The organism is Streptomyces mirabilis, from assembly GCF_039503195.1.
In the GTDB taxonomy this organism is placed as follows: domain Bacteria; phylum Actinomycetota; class Actinomycetes; order Streptomycetales; family Streptomycetaceae; genus Streptomyces; species Streptomyces mirabilis_D.
Window position 1 is genome coordinate 7,228,413 of the sequence record NZ_JBCJKP010000001.1, and the last position, 20,736, is coordinate 7,249,148.

18 protein-coding genes and 3 pseudogenes are annotated in these 20,736 nt (G+C 69.2%); 15 read left to right on the forward strand and 6 right to left on the reverse strand.

Annotated elements, in window-relative coordinates:
* Positions 1-32 precede the first annotated feature (32 nt).
* From recG to mutM, 8 genes and pseudogenes are all read left to right on the forward strand, one after another.
* Positions 33-2,255: an ATP-dependent DNA helicase RecG gene (gene recG / locus AAFF41_RS33265; RefSeq protein WP_343325099.1), complete on the forward strand. Its 2,223-nt coding sequence runs from the start codon at positions 33-35 to the stop codon at positions 2,253-2,255.
* Between the two features lie 36 nt (positions 2,256-2,291).
* Positions 2,292-2,882: pseudogene (gene rsmD / locus AAFF41_RS33270) on the forward strand (16S rRNA (guanine(966)-N(2))-methyltransferase RsmD); the annotation flags it as partial.
* Positions 2,879-3,388 (forward strand): pantetheine-phosphate adenylyltransferase, encoded by a 510-nt coding sequence (coaD, locus tag AAFF41_RS33275; protein WP_054235386.1) that lies wholly within the window; start codon positions 2,879-2,881, stop codon positions 3,386-3,388. The pseudogene rsmD and the gene coaD, both read left to right, overlap by 4 nt.
* Before the next feature lie 99 nt (positions 3,389-3,487).
* Positions 3,488-4,561, forward strand: a complete 1,074-nt coding sequence (locus tag AAFF41_RS33280) for a F0F1 ATP synthase subunit B (protein ID WP_319747179.1) — start codon at positions 3,488-3,490, stop codon at positions 4,559-4,561.
* A 172-nt stretch (positions 4,562-4,733) separates the two neighbouring features.
* Positions 4,734-5,378 (forward strand): YceD family protein, encoded by a 645-nt coding sequence (locus AAFF41_RS33285; protein WP_319747181.1) that lies wholly within the window; start codon positions 4,734-4,736, stop codon positions 5,376-5,378.
* A gap of 2 nt (positions 5,379-5,380) precedes the next feature.
* A complete protein-coding gene (gene rpmF / locus AAFF41_RS33290) occupies positions 5,381-5,554 on the forward strand; it encodes a 50S ribosomal protein L32 (protein WP_006139588.1) in 174 nt (57 codons plus the stop codon).
* Between the two features lie 19 nt (positions 5,555-5,573).
* Positions 5,574-6,431, forward strand: a complete 858-nt coding sequence (rnc, locus tag AAFF41_RS33295) for a ribonuclease III (RefSeq protein ID WP_060895408.1) — start codon at positions 5,574-5,576, stop codon at positions 6,429-6,431.
* A 181-nt stretch (positions 6,432-6,612) separates the two neighbouring features.
* The gene (mutM, locus tag AAFF41_RS33300) at positions 6,613-7,497 is read left to right on the forward strand and encodes a bifunctional DNA-formamidopyrimidine glycosylase/DNA-(apurinic or apyrimidinic site) lyase (RefSeq protein WP_319747183.1); all 885 of its coding nucleotides are present in this window, start codon (positions 6,613-6,615) and stop codon (positions 7,495-7,497) included.
* Here mutM and AAFF41_RS33305 read toward each other — a convergent pair.
* Complete coding sequence (locus AAFF41_RS33305) at positions 7,487-7,900, reverse strand: winged helix-turn-helix transcriptional regulator (protein WP_097286392.1); 414 nt, start codon at positions 7,898-7,900, stop codon at positions 7,487-7,489. The genes mutM and AAFF41_RS33305 overlap by 11 nt on opposite strands.
* A gap of 101 nt (positions 7,901-8,001) precedes the next feature.
* Between AAFF41_RS33305 and AAFF41_RS33310 the strand changes: the two genes are divergently transcribed.
* Both AAFF41_RS33310 and AAFF41_RS33315 read left to right on the forward strand, forming a co-directional pair.
* Positions 8,002-8,610 carry a flavodoxin family protein gene (locus AAFF41_RS33310; RefSeq protein ID WP_319747185.1) on the forward strand — a complete coding sequence of 203 codons (609 nt, stop codon included), beginning with the start codon at positions 8,002-8,004 and terminating at the stop codon, positions 8,608-8,610.
* Positions 8,611-9,094: 484 nt separating this feature from the next.
* Positions 9,095-9,322 carry a hypothetical protein gene (locus AAFF41_RS33315; RefSeq protein WP_343325100.1) on the forward strand — a complete coding sequence of 76 codons (228 nt, stop codon included), beginning with the start codon at positions 9,095-9,097 and terminating at the stop codon, positions 9,320-9,322.
* Positions 9,323-9,587: 265 nt separating this feature from the next.
* Here the strand turns inward: AAFF41_RS33315 and AAFF41_RS33320 are convergent, their stop codons facing one another.
* From AAFF41_RS33320 to AAFF41_RS33330, 3 genes are all read right to left on the reverse strand, one after another.
* Positions 9,588-9,824: a hypothetical protein gene (locus AAFF41_RS33320; RefSeq protein WP_316733527.1), complete on the reverse strand. Its 237-nt coding sequence runs from the start codon at positions 9,822-9,824 to the stop codon at positions 9,588-9,590.
* Positions 9,825-10,124: 300 nt separating this feature from the next.
* Positions 10,125-10,766, reverse strand: a complete 642-nt coding sequence (locus tag AAFF41_RS33325; protein ID WP_343325101.1) for an SIMPL domain-containing protein — start codon at positions 10,764-10,766, stop codon at positions 10,125-10,127.
* A gap of 224 nt (positions 10,767-10,990) precedes the next feature.
* Positions 10,991-11,380, reverse strand: a complete 390-nt coding sequence (locus AAFF41_RS33330) for a hypothetical protein (protein ID WP_343325102.1) — start codon at positions 11,378-11,380, stop codon at positions 10,991-10,993.
* Between the two features lie 437 nt (positions 11,381-11,817).
* On the opposite strand from AAFF41_RS33330, the pseudogene AAFF41_RS52175 reads away from it, so the two are divergent.
* A pseudogene (locus AAFF41_RS52175) lies at positions 11,818-12,006 on the forward strand (site-specific integrase); the annotation flags it as partial.
* Positions 12,007-12,026: 20 nt separating this feature from the next.
* Here AAFF41_RS52175 and AAFF41_RS33340 read toward each other — a convergent pair.
* A complete protein-coding gene (locus AAFF41_RS33340) occupies positions 12,027-13,022 on the reverse strand; it encodes a CAP domain-containing protein (protein WP_319747187.1) in 996 nt (331 codons plus the stop codon).
* A 141-nt stretch (positions 13,023-13,163) separates the two neighbouring features.
* On the opposite strand from AAFF41_RS33340, the gene AAFF41_RS33345 reads away from it, so the two are divergent.
* The 4 genes and pseudogenes from AAFF41_RS33345 (at position 13,164) to AAFF41_RS33360 (ending at position 19,669) form a co-directional block, all read left to right on the forward strand.
* Positions 13,164-13,445, forward strand: coding sequence for an acylphosphatase (locus tag AAFF41_RS33345; RefSeq protein WP_054235378.1), 282 nt, complete (start codon positions 13,164-13,166; stop codon positions 13,443-13,445).
* 382 nt (positions 13,446-13,827) lie between these two features.
* Positions 13,828-14,031: a hypothetical protein gene (locus AAFF41_RS33350; protein ID WP_028802434.1), complete on the forward strand. Its 204-nt coding sequence runs from the start codon at positions 13,828-13,830 to the stop codon at positions 14,029-14,031.
* Positions 14,032-14,245: 214 nt separating this feature from the next.
* Positions 14,246-17,997: pseudogene (locus AAFF41_RS33355) on the forward strand (AAA family ATPase).
* Positions 17,998-18,250: 253 nt separating this feature from the next.
* Entirely contained in the window at positions 18,251-19,669 is a 1,419-nt protein-coding gene (locus tag AAFF41_RS33360; protein WP_319747190.1) for a sugar porter family MFS transporter, read from the forward strand.
* 87 nt (positions 19,670-19,756) lie between these two features.
* Here the strand turns inward: AAFF41_RS33360 and AAFF41_RS33365 are convergent, their stop codons facing one another.
* Positions 19,757-20,728, reverse strand: a complete 972-nt coding sequence (locus AAFF41_RS33365) for an LLM class flavin-dependent oxidoreductase (RefSeq protein WP_319747192.1) — start codon at positions 20,726-20,728, stop codon at positions 19,757-19,759.
* Positions 20,729-20,736 lie beyond the last annotated feature (8 nt).

Consider the following 20,736-nt stretch of genomic DNA (forward strand, 5'->3'; position numbering starts at 1 on the left):
CGTATACGGCAATGTCAGTGGTGTGGTGTGCAATGGATCTCGTGCCCGCGCTCGATGAACCACTGAAGAAGGTGCTCGGTCCCCCCACCGCGAAGGTGATGGCCGAGCACCTCGGCCTGCACACCGTCGGCGACCTGCTGCACCACTACCCGCGCAGATACGAGGAGCGCGGGCAGCTCACCCACCTCGCCGACCTGCCCATGGACGAGCACGTCACGGTGGTCGCCCAGGTCGCCGACGCGCGCCTGCTCACCTTCGCCTCCGCCAAGGCGCCCCGCGGCAAGGGCCAGCGCCTCGAAGTGACCATCACCGACGGCAGCGGCCGCCTCCAGCTGGTCTTCTTCGGCAACGGTGTGCACAAACCCCACAAGGACCTGCTGCCCGGCACCCGCGCGATGTTCTCGGGCAAGGTCTCCGTCTTCAACCACCGTCTCCAGCTGGCCCATCCGGCGTACGAGCCGCTGCGCGCCGACAGCGACGACGCCGCCGAGACCGTCGACTCCTGGGCGGGCGCGCTCATCCCGATCTACCCGGCCACCGCCAAGCTGGAGTCGTGGAAGATCGCCAAGTCCGTGCAGACGGTGCTGCTCAGCGCCCAGGAGGCCGTCGACCCGCTGCCGGACTCCCTCCGGGACGGCCGCGGCCTGGTCTCCCTGCCCGAGGCCCTTGTGAAGATCCACCGCCCGCACACCAAGGCGGACATCCATGACGCCCGCGCCCGTCTCAAGTGGGACGAGGCCTTCGTCCTCCAGGTCGCCCTGGCCCGCCGCCGCCACGCCGACGCCCAACTCCCCGCCGTGGCCCGTCTGCCCAAGCCGGACGGGGTGCTGACCGCCTTCGACGCCAAGCTGCCCTTCACCCTCACCGAGGGCCAGCAGAAGGTCTCCAAGGAGATCTTCGACGACCTCGCCACCGAGCACCCCATGCACCGGCTGCTCCAGGGAGAGGTCGGTTCCGGGAAGACGATGGTCGCCCTGCGCGCCATGCTCGCCGTCGTCGACGCGGGCGGGCAGGCCGCGATGCTCGCGCCGACCGAGGTGCTCGCCCAGCAGCACCACCGGTCGATCACCGAGATGATGGGCGAGCTGGCCGAGGGCGGCATGCTCGGCGGGTCCGAGCACTCCACCAAGGTCGTGCTGCTCACCGGTTCCATGGGGGCGGCGGGGCGGCGGCAGGCGCTGCTCGACCTCGTCACCGGTGAGGCCGGGATCGTGATCGGCACCCACGCGCTGATCGAGGACAAGGTGCAGTTCCACGACCTGGGCCTGGTCGTGGTGGACGAGCAGCACCGCTTCGGTGTCGAGCAGCGCGACGCCCTGCGCGGCAAGGGCAAGCAGCCGCCGCACCTCCTGGTGATGACCGCCACGCCCATTCCGCGCACGGTCGCGATGACCGTCTTCGGCGACCTGGAGACCTCGGTCCTCGACCAGCTTCCCGCCGGGCGTTCGCCGATCGCCAGCCATGTCGTCCCCGCCGCCGACAAGCCGCACTTCCTCACGCGCGCGTGGGAGCGCGTGCGCGAAGAAGTGGAGAACGGCCATCAGGCGTACGTGGTCTGCCCGCGCATCGGCGACGACATCGACGAACCCGCCGACCCGAAGAAGGCCAAGAAGAAGTCCCCCGAGGACGAGGCCGAGAAGCGCCCGCCCCTCGCCGTCCTCGACATCGCCGAGCAGCTCGCGGGGGGACCTCTCCAAGGACTCAAGGTCGAGGTCCTGCACGGCCGTATGCAGCCCGACGACAAGGACGCCGTGATGCGCCGCTTCGCCGCGGGCGAGACGGACGTCCTGGTCGCCACGACGGTGATCGAGGTCGGGGTGAACGTGCCGAACGCCACGGCCATGGTGATCATGGATGCCGACCGGTTCGGCGTGTCCCAGCTCCACCAACTGCGCGGCCGCGTCGGTCGTGGCTCCGCCGCCGGACTCTGCCTCCTGGTCACCGAGATGCCGGAGGCGAGCCCGGCCCGCCAGCGGCTGACCGCGGTGGCGTCCACGCTCGACGGCTTCGAGCTCTCCCGCATCGACCTCGAACAGCGCCGTGAGGGCGACGTGCTCGGCCAGGCCCAGTCGGGCGTCCGCTCCTCGCTGCGCATGCTCGCCGTCATCGAGGACGAGGAGATCATCGCCGAGGCCCGCGAGGAGGCCGCCGCGGTCGTCGCCGCCGACCCCGAGCTCACCGCCCTCCCCGGCCTGCGCACGGCCCTGGAGGCCCTCCTCGACGAGGAGCGCGAGCAGTACCTGGACAAGGGCTGAGAGACTGGCCCCGACACACCTCCAGCGCAAAGGACCCTCATGACCCGCGTGATCGCCGGCCGGGCCGGCGGACGCCGTCTGGCCGTCCCGCCGGGCACCGGCACCCGCCCCACCTCCGACCGGGCGCGCGAGGGACTCTTCTCCACCTGGCAGTCCCTGCTCGGCGGCCCGCTGGAGGGCGAGCGGGTCCTCGACCTGTACGCGGGCTCGGGCGCCGTCGGCCTGGAGGCGCTCAGCCGCGGCGGCGGCCACGCCCTCCTCGTCGAGGCCGACGCCCGCGCGGCCCGGATCATCCGCGAGAACGTGAAAACGCTGGGCCTGCCCGGCGCCGAGGTCAGATCGGGCAAAGCGGAGCAGATCATCCAGGGATCGGCGCCGACGGATCCGTACGACCTGGTCTTCCTCGACCCCCCGTACGCCGTGTCCGACGACGATCTTCGCGAGATTCTGCTCACACTCCGGACGCAGGGCTGGCTCGCGGCCGAAGCGCTCGTCACCGTGGAGCGCAGCACCAGGGGCGGCGAATTCAGCTGGCCGGACGGTTTCGACGCGATCCGGGCCCGTCGCTACGGCGAGGGGACGTTTTGGTACGGTCGCGCCGCCTCTACGTGCGAAGACGCACGATGACCGGACCGGAGAGCGAGGGACCACAGTTGCGCCGCGCCGTCTGTCCGGGGTCATTCGACCCCATCACCAATGGACACCTCGACATCATCGCCCGCGCTTCCAGGCTCTACGACGTCGTGCACGTCGTGGTGATGATCAATCAGTCGAAGCAGGGCCTGTTCACCGTCGACGAGCGGATCGAGCTGATCCGCGAGGTCACCGCCGAGTACGGCAACATCCAGGTCGAGGCCTACCACGGCCTCCTCGTCGACTTCTGCAAGCAGCGCGACATCCCCGCCATCGTGAAGGGTCTGCGGGCGGTCAGCGACTTCGACTACGAACTGCAGATGGCCCAGATGAACAACGGCCTCTCGGGCGTCGAGACGCTGTTCATCCCGACCAGCCCCACCTACAGCTTCCTGTCCTCCTCGCTGGTGAAGGAGGTCGCCCAGTGGGGCGGCGACATCTCCCACCTGGTGCCGGAGGTCGTCCTGGAGGCACTCAAGGGACGGCTCGGAAAGAGCTGAGGACCTGACAGTGCGTCACCCGGTGTCGGGCGGGGTGGGAGTGGTCGTACAGTCGACCCGTCCGTCTCCATCACAGCTGTAGAGAGTGGCGAGCACACGGTGGACGTGCAGAAGAAGCTCGATGAGATCGTCGCGGCGGTCGGCAGCGCCCGTTCGATGCCCATGTCGGCCTCGTGCGTGGTCAACCGCGCCGAGCTGCTCTCGATGCTCGAAGAGGTGCGCCAGGCGCTGCCCGGCTCCCTCGCGCAGGCCGAGGAGCTGATCGGCGGCCGCGAGCAGATGGTCGAGCAGGCCCGCCAGGAGGCCGAGCGGATCATCGAGTCGGCGCACGCCCAGCGCGGCTCCCTGATCTCCGACACCGAGGTCGCCCGCCGCTCCCAGAACGAGGCGGACCGCATCCTCGCCGAGGCCCGCCAGGAGGCCGAGGAGATCCGTGCGGAGGCCGACGACTACGTCGACTCCAAGCTCGCCAACTTCGAGGTCGTCCTCACCAAGACCCTGGGCTCCGTCGGCCGTGGCCGCGAGAAGCTCCTCGGCACCGGCCCCGGCACCGACGAGCAGGGCTACGAGGACGAGGACGCCCCCGAGCGCAGCCACGACCCGGAGACCCTGCGCCGGGACGCCGACGCGTACGTGGACGTCAAGCTCGGCGCCTTCGAGGCGGTCCTCGCCAAGACCCTGGAGGCCGTCGGCAAGGGGCGCCAGAAGCTGCACGGCCGTATCGCCAGCGACGACCTGGGCGAGCTGGGCACCTTCGCGGAGGACGGGACGCCCGGCCACCACACCAGCGACTCCGACTACCTGGCCGGCCTCGCCGAGCTCTCGGAGACCCCCGAGCGGCCCGCGCAGACCCCTGAGGTGCCGGCCCAGCCGAACTACGGTCAGCAGCAGGACGCCTACGCGTACCAGCAGCAGCCCGACCCCTACGGCTATCAGCAGCAGTACGCCCAGCAGGACGCGTACGGCTACCAGCAGGCCGACCCGTACGCCGCCTACCCGCAGCAGCAGGGCTACGACCAGCAGACGGCGTACGACCAGAGCGGGCAGCAGGACTATCCGCAGCAGCAACCGGGGGCCCTGAACCCGATGGCGAACGCCCTGGACGAGACCAGCCTCTTCGACACCACCATGATCAGCGCCGAGCAGCTGCGGGCGTACGAACAGGGCCGCTGACCCCGTACGAACGCCGGACGGACACGGTCCGGGCATCGGCTGGGCACCGGATTGGGCCGAGAGCGAAAGGTCCAGTATCCTGGCTCTTCGGTCGCGTGTACGTCCGCGATCAACGCTGCCCACGGAACTCCAGGGGTGGCATCCCCTTGAGCTTCGAAGATCGAAAGCAGGAATGGCTCTGAACACCCACCTCGACCACCGCAACCCTCTTGTGTTCGACACACACGAGCTGGGGCGGCGTCCTGGTGCACTGCAGCGCTTGACCCGCACGATCGACGCCCCCAAGGATCTCGGGATCCAAGGAGTCATCGGAGTGCCGGAAGGCGCCCCGGTGGAGCTCGAACTCCGCCTTGAGTCGGTCATGGAAGGGGTGCTTGTCACAGGCACCGCCCGTGCACGGGTCAAGGGGGAGTGCGTAAGGTGTCTGGAGCCGCTCGAGCAGCAGCTCGAAGCGGAATTCCAGGAGATGTTCTCGTACCCTGACGCCGACGACCGGGGCCGTGTGAAAGCGGAGCCGGCCGACGACGCCGAGGAAGACGAGGACAGGCTCTTCATCGAGGACGGCCTGTTCGACCTCGAACCCGTGCTGCGTGATGCGGTGGTGCTCGCACTGCCGATGCAGCCGGTGTGCCAGGACGACTGCCCCGGCCTGTGCTCCGAGTGCGGAGCCCGGCTCGCGGACGACCCGGACCACCACCACGACGCCGTCGACATCCGTTGGGCGGCACTGCAGGGACTCGCCGGTTCACTTGAAGATGGCGAGAAGGACGAGATGAGCGGCGCCGAAGCGGGCGTCGACGAGAAGCAGGAGAAGTAGCCGTGGCTGTTCCGAAGCGGAAGATGTCGCGCAGCAACACGCGCCACCGCCGGTCGCAGTGGAAGGCTGCGGTCCCCACCCTGGTTGCGTGCGAGCGCTGCCACGAGCCCAAGCTGCAGCACATCGCGTGCCCTGCTTGTGGCACCTACAACAAGCGCCAGGTCCTCGAGGTCTGAGCGGCTGGTGAGAGGTCTGATGTCTGACGCCAAGGCGGACCCAAACGCCAAGAAAAAGGCGGACAACACAGCCTCGTCCCACACGCTTCTGGAAGGGCGGCTCGGGTACAAGCTCGAGTCCGCCCTTCTGGTGCGTGCGCTGACCCACCGTTCCTACGCGTACGAGAACGGCGGTCTGCCGACCAACGAGCGCCTGGAGTTCCTCGGGGACTCCGTGCTCGGCCTCGTGGTCACGGACACGCTGTACCGCACCCACCCCGACCTGCCCGAAGGCCAGCTGGCCAAGTTGCGGGCCGCGGTGGTCAACTCGCGTGCGCTGGCGGAAGTGGGCCGCGGCCTCGAACTCGGCCTCTTCATCCGGCTCGGCCGGGGCGAGGAAGGCACGGGAGGCCGGGACAAGGCATCCATCCTCGCCGACACCCTTGAAGCGGTGATCGGCGCGGTCTATCTCGACCAGGGTCTGGACGCGGCGGGCGAACTCGTCCACCGGCTCTTCGACCCACTGATCGAGAAGTCCTCGAATCTGGGAGCGGGCCTGGACTGGAAGACCAGTCTCCAGGAACTCACCGCGACCGAGGGGCTCGGCGTTCCCGAGTACCTGGTCTCGGAGACCGGCCCGGACCACGAGAAGACCTTTACTGCTGCCGCCCGCGTCGGAGGCGTCTCGTACGGCACCGGCACCGGCCGCAGCAAGAAGGAAGCGGAGCAGCAGGCCGCGGAGTCCGCGTGGCGTGCCATCCGCGCCGCCGCGGACGAACGCGCGAAGTCGGCCCAGGCCGCCGAGGAAGCGGCTCAGGCCGCCGAGCAGGCTGCCCAGGCCGCCGAGGGGACCACCGACGCCCCCTCGGCTCCGACGAGCGACTCGGCCACGGCCTGATTCCTTCGTAGCACCTTCGAACAGCACCTTCGTAAGCATCAGGCCCCTGTCGCAGCGTCCGCGCCGCGACAGGGGCCTGACGTGTGTGTGGTGTCCGTGCGTCCTGGGCTCCGTCCGGGTGACACGCGCACGAGGTAATCTTCGGGCGTCGTTCCCGCGCCCGCCCCTCCGGAGGAGTCCCGTGCCCGAGTTGCCCGAGGTCGAAGTCGTGCGGCGCGGCCTGGCGCGGTGGGTGAGCGGGCGGACCGTGACCTCGGTCGAGGTACGGCACCCGCGCGCCGTACGGCGGCATCTCGCCGGACCCGAGGGGTTCGCGAAGGCGCTCGAGGGCCACCGCGTAGGACCGGCCATGCGCCGCGGCAAGTACCTCTGGCTGCCCCTCGACGACTCCCCGTTCTCCGTCCTCGCGCACCTCGGCATGAGCGGCCAGCTCCTGGTGCAGCCACAGGACGCCCCGGACGAGAAGCACCTGCGCATCCGCATCCGCTTCGACGACACCCGGACGCCCGCCCCCGCCGGGGCGGAGGGCACCGAGCTGCGCTTCGTCGACCAGCGCACCTTCGGCGGGCTCTCCCTCCACGAGAACACCCCGGACGGTCTGCCGGACGTCATCGCGCACATCGCCCGCGACCCGCTGGACCCCCTCTTCGACGACGCGGCCTTCCACACGGCCCTGCGCGCCCGGCGTACGACGATCAAGCGCGCCCTGCTCGACCAGTCGCTGATCAGCGGGGTCGGCAACATCTACGCGGACGAGGCGCTCTGGCGCGCAAAACTGCACTACGAACGCCCCGTGGCCGGCTTCACCCGGCCGCGCACCGCCGAACTCCTCGGACACATCCGCGACGTCATGAACGAGGCCCTCGCCGTCGGCGGCACCAGCTTCGACAGCCTGTACGTCAACGTCAACGGCGAGTCCGGCTACTTCGATCGCTCGCTCGACGCGTACGGCCGCGAGGGCGAGCCCTGTCGCCGGTGCGGGACGCCGATGCGACGGCGTGCCTGGATGAACCGGTCCAGCTACTTCTGCCCACGCTGCCAGCGCCCGCCGCGCGTCACTCCGTAGCCGCGCGGGTCTCGTCGTAGCGCTCGCGGGCCTCCAGAACATCGTCCATGCGGCCCTCGACGAAGTGGATGAGGGTCAGCAGGCGCGTGGAGACCTCGCGACCGAGCGGGGTGAGGGTGTAGTCGACGCGCGGGGGGTTCGTGGGCTGTGCCTCGCGGTGCACCAGGCCGTCGCGCTCCAGCGCGTGCAGTGTCTGGGAGAGCATCTTCTCGCTGACGCCGTCGACCCTGCGCCGCAGCTCGTTGAAGCGGAACGTGCCCTCGTGCAGCGCTCCGAGCGTGAGTGATCCCCAGCGTCCGGTGACGTGCTCCAGCGTGCCCCGGGACGGGCAGCTGCGTGCGAACACGTTGTACGGCAGATCCTGACACTCACCGCGCTCGGCGGTCTGCACGCTGGGTTCCATGCGCTCACCATACTCCGACGCAGCGCTAACCAGAGGGTTGCACTAACTAGAAGTTAGTGCTTTCCTTTGGTTCGTTGTCACCACCTGGAGGAGTCCCCACCGTGAGCACCCCGAATACCCCTGTCGTTTCCATCGCCTACCACTCCGGCTACGGCCACACCGCCGTCCTCGCCGAGGCCGTTCGCTCCGGTGCCGTCGAGGCCGGTGCGCAGACGCACCTGATCAACGTCGACGAGATCACCGACGCTCAGTGGGAACTGCTCGACGCCTCGGACGCGATCGTGTTCGGCTCGCCCACCTACATGGGCACCGCTTCCGGCGCCTTCCACGTCTTCGCCGAGGCGTCCTCGAAGCGCTGGTTCGGACAGGACTGGCGCGACAAGCTCGCCGCCGGATTCACCAACTCCGGCTCCAAGAGCGGCGACAAGCTGCACACCCTGCAGTTCTTCCAGATCCTGGCCGCCCAGCACGGCATGAACTGGGTCAACCTCGGCCTGCACCCGGGCTGGAACAGCTCCTCGGCCTCCGAGCACGACCTCAACCGCCTCGGCGTCTTCGCCGGCGCCGCCGCCCAGACCAATGTCGACGAGGGTCCGGAGACGGTTCACAAGGCCGACATCGCCACGGCGGAGCACCTCGGGCGCCGGGTCGCGGAGGCGGCGCGGGTGGTCGCGCTGGGACGCGCGGCGGTGGCCGGGGCGGCGGCGTAAACGCTTACGCAATCGTTTGCGTAAGCGCTCGCGTAAACGGTTGCGCGCCGCGCGGTGGAAACGGTCGCGCAAGGGCCTGAGTGAGCCCGTGCCGACGTTAGCGCAAAGGCTTGCGTAAGCGTTTACGCAAGCCTTTGCGCGCCCGCACCACGCACACACGACGAAGCCGCCGGCACGCCCACACGTCGGCACAGGCCCACACGCCCGCACGACAAAGCCGCGCCCCCATCGTTCAGCGAGGGGCGCGGCTTCGTCGTGTCGTGAGGGGCGGGCCGTCGGCTAGTAGCCGAAGAAGTGAAGGGCCGGGTCTCTGACCTGCGGCCGCGTAATCGATCAACGCTGCGACCTGCGACTTAGCTGTCGGCGGTTGTCAGCGTTGGTCGTCGTTGAGCACCCTCGGACGGCCCGGAGACGGCCCGGCACTGCCCGCGGCCTGAGCAGGGTGGCTGAGGGGTAGGGCTCGGGTTGGCTTACCTTTAGCGGCGTGCTTCTCTCCTCTGCCCCGCAGATCAACGACGACCCGATAGCCGGAGGCTTGGGCTTCCTCGTCATCGGCACGCTGGTGCTGGTCTTTGCGTTCCTTGCTCGGCGCAGGAGATGGAAGGTGAACCAGGAGGAGGGCCCATGGTCCTTTCGGGCAGGCCAGGCACAAGGCGCCGCTGCCCTCGTGGTCGGTCTGGCCATGCTGGTGTACGGCGCTGCGACCCGCTGAACCACTCGCCGTAGGGTCCCAATGGCTCCGCCTGTCGCGGCTGAAGGCCTTACGCATTTGCTGCCCCTAGATGCGAACTATGGGCGGGGCGGTCGCTGAGGTCTCTCGGGCACGTCAATCGGTCGTCTGGGGTCGGTGGTGGTCGGTCGGGAACGCGGTGGTTGCTGTACTTCGCTGCTGTACAGCACAACCTCACCGCGCCGGGTCTTCCCACGGGCCGCTCGTGGCTGCTGCTGTCCGCCGTCGTTGATGTCAGGTGTGGATGTCAGAACGGGAGCGCGTCTGGCTCCTCAGAGATCCGCCGGGCGAACTCGTCGACGACCTGAGGGACGACTCTTTCGGCATTTTCATCCCGCAGTGCCTGCACGAGGGCTTCCCTGACGGTTGTGTACAACTGTCCGGCGTGAGAGGAACGGGTCCGGCTGACTGCCCGCTCGATCTTCGCCAGGTGGGCCGCCACGATCGGCATCGCCTTGTCGTACTCGCTCGGGTCCGTGGCCATGGGAGCATCCGATCAGGGCGACCAGAGTAGGTCAAGGCTGGCGGGGCTTCGCCCATCGGTTGATGGTGACACCCCGCGTGGTCCCAGCCTTTGAGGTCTGGCCTCATCTTTATCAGGTCCATCACAGGGGTCTGTCGACGTCAACCCACCGGGCCTGCGCCTCGGTCGATCGTCCACTGAGGTCCGGCGCCGACCGCTGCTGTTCGCGCTCGTTGGTGTCAGCCGTTGGTGTCAGCCGCCATGCGCGGTCTTCGCGGGCGTGGCTCTTCGCGTCGGCCTGGAGCATCGGTTCGAAAGATCCTAGTCGGGTAGCAAGCTGAATCCGAGCAACACAGCGGCCTCGACGCGTACCGACCCAGGAGCGAAGACACCGTCAGATTCAGGATCGCCTCCAAGGCGACTCCCATGACTGCGTAGCCCGACCGACTCCGGGTCAACGTCCTGAATATGCACTACAGGGCCAAGCCGCACACCGCAGGCATCCGCGTAGACCTCAGCCTTGCGTCGTGCAGCCCCGACTGCCCTGCGGCGGGCTTCGTCCCGGAGCGCGGGCTTGTCAAGCACGTCGAAGTGCACCTCGTCGACGCGGTTGGCGCCAGCCCGGACGGCGTCCTCTATCAGAAGTTCGAGCCGATCAAGGGCTTCAGTCTGCACGGTGTACGTCGCCTCGCAGCGATAGCCCAGGAACGTCCGGTCCGCGCCGTAGCCCTTGAATTCCGACTTGAGGACGAGGCGTGATCCGGATACGTCGGAGTCGGGTATTCCATGCTCTCGCAGCACAGTACGCAGCCTGACAACTGCTGCTCCAGCCTGTTCAAAGGCTTCTTTGGGTGTCGGTGCCACGAGGTCAACCGCAAGTTTCGCCTGGGCGAGCCGGGGCTCCGCCGACACGTTCCCTGCACCGAGCACGCTGAGCCCCCAGGGCTCCTTGATCTCTGCCATTCGAGGATCGAATCAGTAACGTCCCACCGCCGCAACAGGCTTGAAAACCGTCGTGGCGCGAGTCACCGTGGGTTCAAATCCCACACCCACCGCAGGTGAACGGCCCCTGACCAGTCGAATGGTCAGGGGCCGTTGCGCTGCTCGGCGCCCGCTTGCCGCCGTGGTTCCCCGCGGTACCCCGCACGATCGGGCACGGATGGGGCACGAGCAACCTCGGCAGGTACCTATAGCTGATCTCGCCACCACGGAACGTCGGGTGAATAGGCATGGATGACTTTGGCTCGTCTGAGGATCTTGGAGTCGAGATCCCAGACAAGCGTGCGTAGCTCGCGTGCTGACTTCTTGGGCAAGGCATGCATGATCGCTTCGAGGTGATCGCGGGAGTAGCCCGGATCGCAGCCGCACTCAGGGATGCCGCACCTGGTGGAAGTGAAGGGATCAGCCATCCTCTTCAGCGGGCCGTGTGCCAAGGCGGCCCAATGCCAAAAGGCTTTGGCCGTGTCGTCTGGCCAGAAACGTCTGCTTTCAAGCCTGCGGATGTGAGCTACGCATGCCCCGGACAGCCTGTTGATCGGCGGATACGGGTAGCGGAAGTAGTGGCTGGAGATGCGCACGGGGAGGTCGTCCCGTACGGCGGATGGGCGCCTACGCGGCATTGCCCTTTCGGTTGTGAGTCATGGTGGCAAGGTACCGCCGACTGGGCGGACGATCTAGAGCCGGAACATGATCACGCGGTTGGTGGAGCGACTTTGGGCGGGAGCTGCCATGGGGCGAGTGATCATGGCCCCGTAAGCTCATCGCGAGTCGGGCAGTCTCCTGAGCTGCCCGGTAAAGCACGACGTTGGGGCCATGATCTTCGAGGCTCGCCCCATGGTGGCTGCCTAAAGTCGTGGAGCCGACCGCCCCAGCCACGATGGGTTCTGACCTCATGCCGCCGGCCAACCCTCTCCAGGGCGCGCGTCGGCGCAGCGCGGGCGGAGCGGGCCGAAGGCAGGAGCGGCGCCCGCAGCGGAGCCGGGAGCGCGCCCGGCGGAGCGGAGCGCAGCCGGGGCTTGATGCGGGGGAGAGCATCAAGGCGCTCAGCGAGTACCTGGGACACCATGATCCCGGCTTCACGCTGCGTACGTACACGCACCTGATGCCGTCGAGCGAGACCCGTACCCGGGCCGCCGTCGATCGTGTCTTCAGAGACGGTGAACCTGCGGATGACGGCCCCGAGACGGCCCAGGGCAGTGAATAAGGCGCTGACCTGCGGCTATCTCAGTAGCCGAAGTCCTGCGTCCACCAGGGGCCGCCGGTGCCGAGGTGCACACCCACGCCCAGGGTCTTGAAGTCGCAGTTGAGAATGTTGGCGCGGTGGCCGGGGCTGTTCATCCAGGCCTCCATGACGGCGGCGGCGTCGGCCTGGCCGCGGGCTATGTTCTCGCCGCCGAGGCTGGTTATCCCGGCCTTGGCCGCCCGGTCCCAGGGGCTGAGCCCGCTCGGGTCGGTGTGGTCGAAGAAGTCGCGCGCGGCCATGTCCTCGCTGAAGGCCTGGGCGAGGTCGGACAGAGCGCTGTTCGCCGCCACCGGACTGCAGCCGACCTTGGCCCGCTCGTCGTTGACCAGCTTGAGCACCTCGGTCTCGGCCGCCGTTACGGCGGAGACGTCGACCGGGGCGGTGGTCTTGGGCGCCTTGGTCTTCGAGGCCTGACCGGGCGGAGTCGCGGGCTTGTTCCCGTTGGCGGACTTGCCCGGCTTGGTGGTGGTGGGAGCCTGGGACGGCGCCGTCGTCGGCGCGGCCGGCGAGGTCACGGGAGCGGTCGACGCCGGTGCGGAAGCCGAGGGCGACGCGGAACGGTCGGCGTCACGGCTCGTCGAGGTGCCCTCGCGGCCGTCCGCGCTCGCGCTTCCCGACGTACCGCCCTGCTGGGTCTCCTGGCTGGACGGGGACCCCACGGCCTGCACGCTGTCGGAGTTGTTGCTGCCACCACCGAGCGAGTAGTTCTCGGTGCCGGGCACCACGCCGGAAGCGACGGCCACGGTGCCCAGTGCCACGGCCGCGGAGACGCCGAGCAGACCGGTGCGTACCGGCGTCGCGGTCTTCCGCTTGCGGTGCGAGCGGGCGGCGGCGGTCGGCGGGAGGTCGGCGACGGCGGCGTAGCCGTACAGGTTCTCCGGGCCGTAACTTTCCGTAAGGGGTCCGTGGTTCTCCGTAACCCCCGTGGCGCGGCCCGTGGCGGCGCGGCCGACGGCGGAGCGTCCGTGGCGTCCCATCTCCTGGCCTTCCTCGTTCTTGGTCAGCGTCCCTCACTCGAAAGAGTGAGTTTCATATGAGACTCATTTGGGTCGGGACGGTACCGCATGGCGGGAGGGGAGGAAGTGCTGCGAGAGACTTTGTCCGGTTAGCGTGCACCCATGAACGAGGTTGTGCGGCTGGTCGTCTGGGTGCGCGGACGTGTCCAAGGTGTGGGTTTCCGCTGGTTCACGCGGGCCAAGGCGCTGGAGATCGGCGGCCTGAGTGGCTTTGCTCTCAATCTGGACGACGGACGGGTCCAAGTGGTCGCGGAAGGAACCCGGGCCGGATGCCAGGGTCTGCTCGACTGGCTCCAGGGGGACGACACACCCGGGCGTGTGGACGGAGTCACTGAGATCTGGGACACGCCCCGAGGGATCTACGACGGCTTCGCGATCCGGTGACGGCGACGTGCGCAACGGCCCTGGCGGAAGCGGTATGGCATGCCACCGGCACCTGCCAGAAGCAGAAATGACCTGGTGGTTGCCAAGAACGGCTCAGCGTGGCAGGCTCCGCAGAGAAGGATGATCTCCACGCCCCCCGGGTCTTGCAGGAGTCGCAGCGCAGCCGTCCGAAGGGCCGCGCGACAGCGGGTTGCCCGCCAATACGGGGCGTGATCGTGTTGACCGTCAAACTTTTTGGTGAGACGCTGAAAGCCCCGCGCACCTTAGCTGTTTGGCATGTGGAACCGCAGCAAAAATTTAGTAAGTGTCAAGCATCGCGGGTGCGATTCCCTCACGACCCACACCGCTTCGGTCGGTCACTCAGTGTGGAGGACCATCCATCATGGCAAAGGCGCTTCTCGGTTACGTCGGCGGTTCCGACCCGCGACTCATCGCCGAGATGCGACGGCTCCAGCAGCGTGTACAGGACCTCGAATCCGAGCTCGTACGGATTCAGGCCGAGAACGACGCGCTCGCGGCTGCCGCTTCTCACGACTCGCTTCTCGAGAGCATCGACGTACCCCAGGCGGAGCCTGCGCTCACCTGATCACTGCACCGCACTACGACAGCAGTGGTTGGGCTGCCCGTGTCAACCGCTAAGTTGTCAGCTGTCAGAATTGCAAGGGACGCCTCTTCGGCGTCCCTTCTTCTTCCCCCGTGTGCCCTCCCGCTCTCTTTAACGTCTGGTGTGCCCTGCACGTTCATGGGTGAAACCGCGGGTTCATGGAGTGAGACCGGCCCGAAAGGTAGAGTCCGGCGGCGTGCACCTCAAGGCCCTGACCCTGCGCGGGTTCAAGTCGTTCGCCTCGGCGACCACGCTGCGGTTCGAGCCGGGCATCACCTGTGTCGTGGGCCCCAATGGTTCGGGCAAGTCCAATGTCGTGGACGCCCTGAGCTGGGTCATGGGTGAGCAGGGGGCCAAGTCGCTGCGCGGCGGCAAGATGGAGGACGTCATCTTCGCCGGCACCACCGGGCGGCCGCCGCTCGGCCGGGCCGAGGTGTCCCTGACCATCGACAACTCCGACGGGGCGCTGCCCATCGAGTACGCCGAGGTCACCATCACGCGGATCATGTTCCGCAACGGCGGCAGCGAGTACCAGATCAACGGTGACACCTGCCGTCTCCTCGACATCCAGGAACTGCTGTCCGACTCCGGCATCGGCCGCGAGATGCACGTCATCGTCGGGCAGGGCCAGCTCGACTCCGTCCTGCACGCCGACCCGATGGGCCGCCGCGCGTTCATCGAGGAGGCGGCGGGCGTCCTCAAGCACCGCAAGCGCAAGGAGAAGGCGCTGCGGAAACTGGACGCGATGCAGGCGAACCTGGCCCGCGTCCAGGATCTCACCGACGAACTGCGCCGCCAGCTCAAGCCACTGGGCCGCCAGGCCGCCGTCGCCCGTCGCGCCGCCGTCATCCAGGCCGACCTGCGCGACGCCCGCCTGCGCCTCCTCGCCGACGATCTCGTACGACTGCGGCAGGCGCTCCAGTCCGAGATCGCCGACGAGGCCGCGCTCAAGGAACGCAAGGAAAGCGCCGAGGCCGAACTGAAGAAGGCGCTCCAGCGGGAGGCGCTCCTGGAGGACGAGGTCCGGCAGCTCACGCCCCGGCTCCAGCGCGCCCAGCAGACCTGGTACGAGCTCTCGCAGCTCGCCGAGCGGGTGCGCGGCACGATCTCGCTGGCCGACGCGCGGGTGAAAAGCGCCACTTCGGCGCCCGCCGAGGAGCGGCGCGGGCGCGACCCCGAGGACATGGAGCGCGAGGCGGCGCGGATCCGTGAACAGGAGGCCGAGCTCGAAGCGGCCCTGGAGGCGGCGGAGCACGCCTTGGAGGACACGGTCGCGCACCGGGCCGAACTGGAGCGCGAGCTCGCGGTCGAGGAGCGCCGCCTCAAGGACGTGGCCCGCGCCATCGCCGACCGCCGTGAGGGCCTGGCCCGCCTCAACGGCCAGGTCAACGCCGCCCGTTCGCGGGCCGCCTCCGCCCAGGCCGAGATCGACCGGCTCGCCGTCGCCCGGGACGAGGCCCAGGAGCGGGCGTTCGCCGCGCAGGAGGAGTACGAGCAGCTGAAGGCCGAGGTCGACGGCCTGGACGCGGGCGACGCGGAACTGACGGAGCGCCACGAGGCGGCCAAGCGGGCGCTGTCCGAGGCGGAGGCCGCGCTGAGCGCCGCCCGTGAGGCGGCCACGGCGGCGGAACGCAGGCGCGCCGCCACCCAGGCCCGCCACGAGGCCCTCGCCCTCGGTCTGCGCCGCAAGGACGGCACGGGGGCGCTCCTGGGGTCCAGGGACCGCCTCACGGGGCTCCTCGGTCCCGCGGCCGAGCTGCTGTCCGTCACCCCCGGTCACGAGGTCGCGCTCGCCGCCGCCTTCGGCGCCGCGGCGGACGCCATCGCGGTCACCACTCCCGCCTCGGCCGCCGAAGCCATCCGCCTGCTGCGCAAGCAGGACGCCGGCCGCGCGGCCCTGCTGCTGGCCGGGGCTCCGGAGGACGCGGGGGCACGCGAGGCCAAGGGCAACGACGGCACCGGCCAGCACCGGGCGGCGGGTGACAGCGCTTCCGGTGCGGTGCCCATCGGCGGTCACCCCGACGGGCGTGACGCATCCGGCGGCGCGGGCGTGGCCTCTCTGGACGACGTGACCCCAAGGGCAGCCTCCGGGGCTCTGCCTCCGAACGCCGCCTCCGGTGACGTAGCGCCGCGGACGGCCCCCACCGGGCCGCCGTACGCCGCCGACCTCGTCCGTGGTCCCGCCGAGCTCATGCCCGCCGTCCGGCGGCTGCTGCGCGGGATCGTCGTGGTGGGCACTCTCGAGGACGCCGAGGACCTGGTCTACGCGCGGCCGGAGGTGACCGCGGTCACCGCGGAGGGGGACCTGCTCGGAGCGCACTTCGCGCACGGGGGGTCCGCCGGGGCGCCCAGCCTCCTCGAGGTGCAGGCGTCCGTCGACGAGGCGGCTGCCGAGCTCGAGGAGCTCGCCGTGCGGTGCGAGGAACTCGGCGCGGCGCAGCACCGGGCCGCCGAGGAGCGGGGGAGCGGGCCGCGCTCGTCGAGGAGCTGGGGGAGCGGCGGCGGGCCGCCGAGCGTGAGAAGTCGTCCGTGGCACAGCAGTTGGGGCGGCTGGCCGGGCAGGCGCGCGGCGCTGCCGGGGAGGCCGAGCGGAGCACCGCCGCCGCGGCGCGGGCGCAGGAGGCGCTCGACCGGGCCGTGGAGGAGGCCGAGGAGCTGGCGGAGCGGCTCGCCGTGGCCGAGGAGATGCCCGTCGAGGAGGAGCCCGACACGGCCGTACGGGATCGGCTCGCCGCGGACGGCGCCAACGCGCGGCAGACCGAGATGGAGGCCCGGCTCCAGGTGCGTACGCACGAGGAGCGGGTGAAGGGACTCGCGGGACGGGCCGACGGGCTCGACCGGGCCGCGCGGGCGGAGCGTGAGGCACGCGCGCGTGCGGAGCAGCGCCGGGCCCGGCTGCGGCACGAGGCGGCGGTCGCCGAGGCCGTCGCCTCCGGAGCGCGGCAACTCCTGGCGCACGTCGAGGTGTCGCTGCGCCGGGCCGAGGAGGAGCGCACCGCCGCCGACGCGGCCAAGGCCCGCCGTGAGCGGGATCTTGTCACCGCGCGCAACGAAGGCCGCGATCTCAAGGCGGAGCTCGACAAACTCACGGATTCGGTTCACCGCGGCGAGGTACTCGGCGCCGAGAAGCGGCTGCGGATAGAGCAGCTGGAGACGAAGGCGCTGGAGGAGCTCGGTGTCGAACCGGCGGGGCTTGTCGCGGACTACGGTCCCGGCCAGCTCGTGCCGCCCTCGCTCCCCGCCGAGGGCGAGGAACTGCCCGAGGACCCGGAGCACCCGCGCAACCAGCCCCGGCCCTTCCACCGTGCCGAGCAGGAGCGACGTCTCAAGTCGGCCGAGCGGGCCTACGCGCAGCTGGGGAAGGTCAATCCGCTGGCGTTGGAGGAGTTCGCCGCGTTGGAGGAGCGTCACAAGTTCCTCAGCGAGCAGCTGGAGGACCTCAAGAAGACGCGGGCCGATCTGCTGCAGGTGGTGAAGGAGGTCGACGAACGCGTCGAACAGGTCTTCACCGAGGCGTACCGGGACACCGCGCGCGAGTTCGAGGGTGTCTTCAGCAGGCTGTTCCCGGGAGGGGACGGGCGACTGATCCTGACCGACCCCGACAACATGCTCACCACGGGCGTGGACGTCGAGGCACGGCCCCCCGGCAAGAAGGTGAAGCGGCTGTCCCTGCTGTCCGGTGGGGAGAGGTCTCTGACCGCCGTCGCGCTCCTTGTGTCGATCTTCAAGGCGCGGCCCAGTCCGTTCTATGTCATGGACGAGGTGGAGGCGGCGCTCGACGACACCAACCTGCAGCGGCTGATCCGGATCATGCAGGAGCTGCAGGAGGCCTCGCAGCTGATCGTGATCACGCACCAGAAGCGGACGATGGAGGTCGCCGACGCGCTGTACGGCGTCTCCATGCAGGGCGACGGTGTGTCGAAGGTCATCAGCCAGCGGCTCCGCTAGATGCGTGTAGTGCACACCGGTCGTGACCTGGGCTTCTAGTTGAGTTCAAGTAGTGAACACGCGATGACCGCTTGGGTGCGGAAAATTCACAGCTGCTGAACTGTTGACTTCGAAACTTGAAGGCATAGTCTCTGCAACGTTGCTTTTACCTTCAGGTGGTGGGGGCTGCGAAGTTGTGCGCCACTGGTACCACCACCGAAGGGCTTGCCCCCACACCCCCGGCAGCGAGGCCGGGTGGCCCGAGGAGTTACACGTGACCAGCACCGCGCAGGCGCCCCAACCAGGAGCCAGGACGGCTCACCCCGAACATCTCGGGCATGTCATCTTCATCGCGGCGGCGGCCGCAATGGGCGGCTTCCTGTTCGGTTACGACAGCGCCGTGATCAACGGCGCCGTCGAGGCGATCCGAAGCCGCTACGACATCGGCTCGGCGACCCTGGCCCAGGTCATCGCCATCGCGCTGATCGGCTGCGCCATCGGCGCCGCGACCGCGGGCCGCATAGCCGACCGCATCGGCCGCATCCGATGCATGCAGATCTCCGCCGTCCTCTTCACGGTCAGCGCCGTCGGTTCCGCGCTGCCGTTCGCGCTGTGGGACCTCGCCTTCTGGCGCATCATCGGCGGATTCGCCATCGGTATGGCCTCCGTCATCGGCCCCGCCTACATCGCCGAGGTCTCCCCGGCCGCGTACCGCGGACGCCTGGGCTCCTTCCAGCAGGCCGCGATCGTCGTCGGCATCGCCATCTCGCAGCTGGTCAACTGGGGCATCCTGAACGCCGCCGGCGGCGACCAGCGCGGCAAGCTGATGGGCGTCGAGGCCTGGCAGGTCATGCTCGGTGTCATGGTCGTCCCGGCCGTCCTCTACGGTCTGCTCTCCTTCGCGATCCCCGAGTCGCCGCGCTTCCTGATCTCCGTGGGCAAGGAAGACCGCGCCCGTGAGGTGCTCAAGGAGGTCGAGGGCGACAAGATCGATCTGACGGCCCGCGTCGCCGAGATCGAGCACGCCATGAAGAGCGAGCACAAGTCGACCTTCAAGGACCTGCTCGGCGGCAGCTTCTTCTTCAAGCCGATCGTCTGGGTCGGCATCGGCCTCTCGGTCTTCCAGCAGTTCGTCGGCATCAACGTCGCGTTCTACTACTCCTCGACGCTGTGGCAGTCGGTCGGCGTCGACCCCTCGCAGTCGTTCTTCTACTCGTTCACGACGTCGATCATCAACATCATCGGCACCGTGATCGCCATGATCTTCGTCGACCGGATCGGCCGTCGGCCGCTCGCGCTCATCGGCTCCGTGGGCATGGCCATCGGTCTCGCGCTGGAGGCCTGGGCCTTCTCGTACGACCTCGTGGACGGCAAGCTGCCGGCGACGCAGGGCTGGGTCGCCCTCATCGCCGCGCATGTCTTCGTCCTCTTCTTCGCCCTGTCCTGGGGTGTCGTGGTCTGGGTCTTCCTCGGCGAGATGTTCCCGAACCGGATCCGCGCCGCCGCCCTCGGCGTCGCCGCCTCCGCGCAGTGGATCGCCAACTGGGCCATCACCGCGAGCTTCCCGTCGCTGGCCGACTGGAACCTCTCCGCGACCTACGTGATCTACACGATCTTCGCCGCGCTCTCCATCCCCTTCGTGCTCAAGTACGTCAAGGAGACCAAGGGCAAGACGCTGGAGGAAATGGGCTGAGCCTCCTGAAGAGGCCCCGAGACTCGAGGAGAAGGGCCAAGTCCCCGCTGCCCCTCTCCTCGTACCCGTAAGACGTACTGCCCCGGCTCAATCCCCGAGCCGGGGCAGTACGTCTTCGCAGAACAGGTGCAGGCTGCGCCAGCCCTCGTCGATCGGCATCCCCCCGGACAGCGGGTGCAGCACGTGGTTGTCGAGACCCTGCGCCACGCACTGGTCGGGGGTCAGGATCCGGTACACGCCCTCCGCGCGCAGTTCCTCGACCGTCGTGGCAGCCGACTTCACCGCCGAGCGGATGTCACCGGACTGCCAGGAGGCGTACGTCCGTGCCTCGTGCAGGAAGTGCCCGCCGTACTCGGCCCACGCCCGGTCCGGGTCCTCGGCGATGTGCAGCAGCGGGGTCTCGGCGGCGGGCATCATGGTCCAGCCCTCGGTGCCGTACTCGACGAGCCGCTCCTTGTAGTACGCCTCCAGCTCGGGGAGGTGCGCGCTGGGGAAGAAGGGGAGCCCGAGCCGGGCGGCGCGCCGGGCCGCGGCCCTGGACGAGCCGCCGACCAGCAGCAGCGGGTGCGGCTCGGAGAACGGGCGCGGTGTGACCCGTACCGTACGGTCCCGGTAGGTGAACGCCTCGCCGGTCCACGCCTTCAGCACCGTCTCCAGGAGCTCGTCCTGGAGTGCCCCGCGCCGCTTCCAGTCGACGTCGAAGAGGGCGTACTCCTCGGGCCGGTAGCCGATGCCCGCGACGGTGACCAGGCGGCCGCCGCTGAGCAGGTCGAGCACGGCGATGTCCTCGGCGAGGCGCAGTGGATCGTGCAGCGGGCCGATGACCGCGGAGACGGTGACCGCGAGGTGCCGGGTCGCTCCGAAGACCGCGCCCGCGAAGGCGAACGGCGAGGGCAGCCAGTTGTTGGCGACTCCGTGGTGTTCCTCGGTCTGCACGGTGGTGATGCCGCGGTCGTCGGCGTAGGCGGCCATCTCGATGGCCGCCTTGTAGCGGGCGCTCAGCGACGCGGGGGTGGCGGCGGGGTCGACGAGGTTGAAGCGCACGACGGTTACGGGCATGGAAGCCC

Bases quoted from the DNA above. Each gene is read 5' to 3' on its own strand.
- recG (WP_343325099.1), top strand. From the start codon at position 33: ATGGATCTCGTGCCCGCGCTCGATGAACCACTGAAGAAGGTGCTCGGT.
- coaD (WP_054235386.1), top strand. From the start codon at position 2,879: ATGACCGGACCGGAGAGCGAGGGACCACAGTTGCGCCGCGCCGTCTGT.
- AAFF41_RS33285 (WP_319747181.1), top strand. From the start codon at position 4,734: ATGGCTCTGAACACCCACCTCGACCACCGCAACCCTCTTGTGTTCGAC.
- rnc (WP_060895408.1), top strand. From the start codon at position 5,574: ATGTCTGACGCCAAGGCGGACCCAAACGCCAAGAAAAAGGCGGACAAC.
- AAFF41_RS33305 (WP_097286392.1), bottom strand. From the start codon at position 7,900: ATGGAACCCAGCGTGCAGACCGCCGAGCGCGGTGAGTGTCAGGATCTG.
- AAFF41_RS33320 (WP_316733527.1), bottom strand. From the start codon at position 9,824: ATGGCCACGGACCCGAGCGAGTACGACAAGGCGATGCCGATCGTGGCG.
- AAFF41_RS33325 (WP_343325101.1), bottom strand. From the start codon at position 10,766: ATGGCAGAGATCAAGGAGCCCTGGGGGCTCAGCGTGCTCGGTGCAGGG.
- AAFF41_RS33340 (WP_319747187.1), bottom strand. From the start codon at position 13,022: ATGGGACGCCACGGACGCTCCGCCGTCGGCCGCGCCGCCACGGGCCGC.
- AAFF41_RS33345 (WP_054235378.1), top strand. From the start codon at position 13,164: ATGAACGAGGTTGTGCGGCTGGTCGTCTGGGTGCGCGGACGTGTCCAA.
- AAFF41_RS33350 (WP_028802434.1), top strand. From the start codon at position 13,828: ATGGCAAAGGCGCTTCTCGGTTACGTCGGCGGTTCCGACCCGCGACTC.
- AAFF41_RS33365 (WP_319747192.1), bottom strand. From the start codon at position 20,728: ATGCCCGTAACCGTCGTGCGCTTCAACCTCGTCGACCCCGCCGCCACC.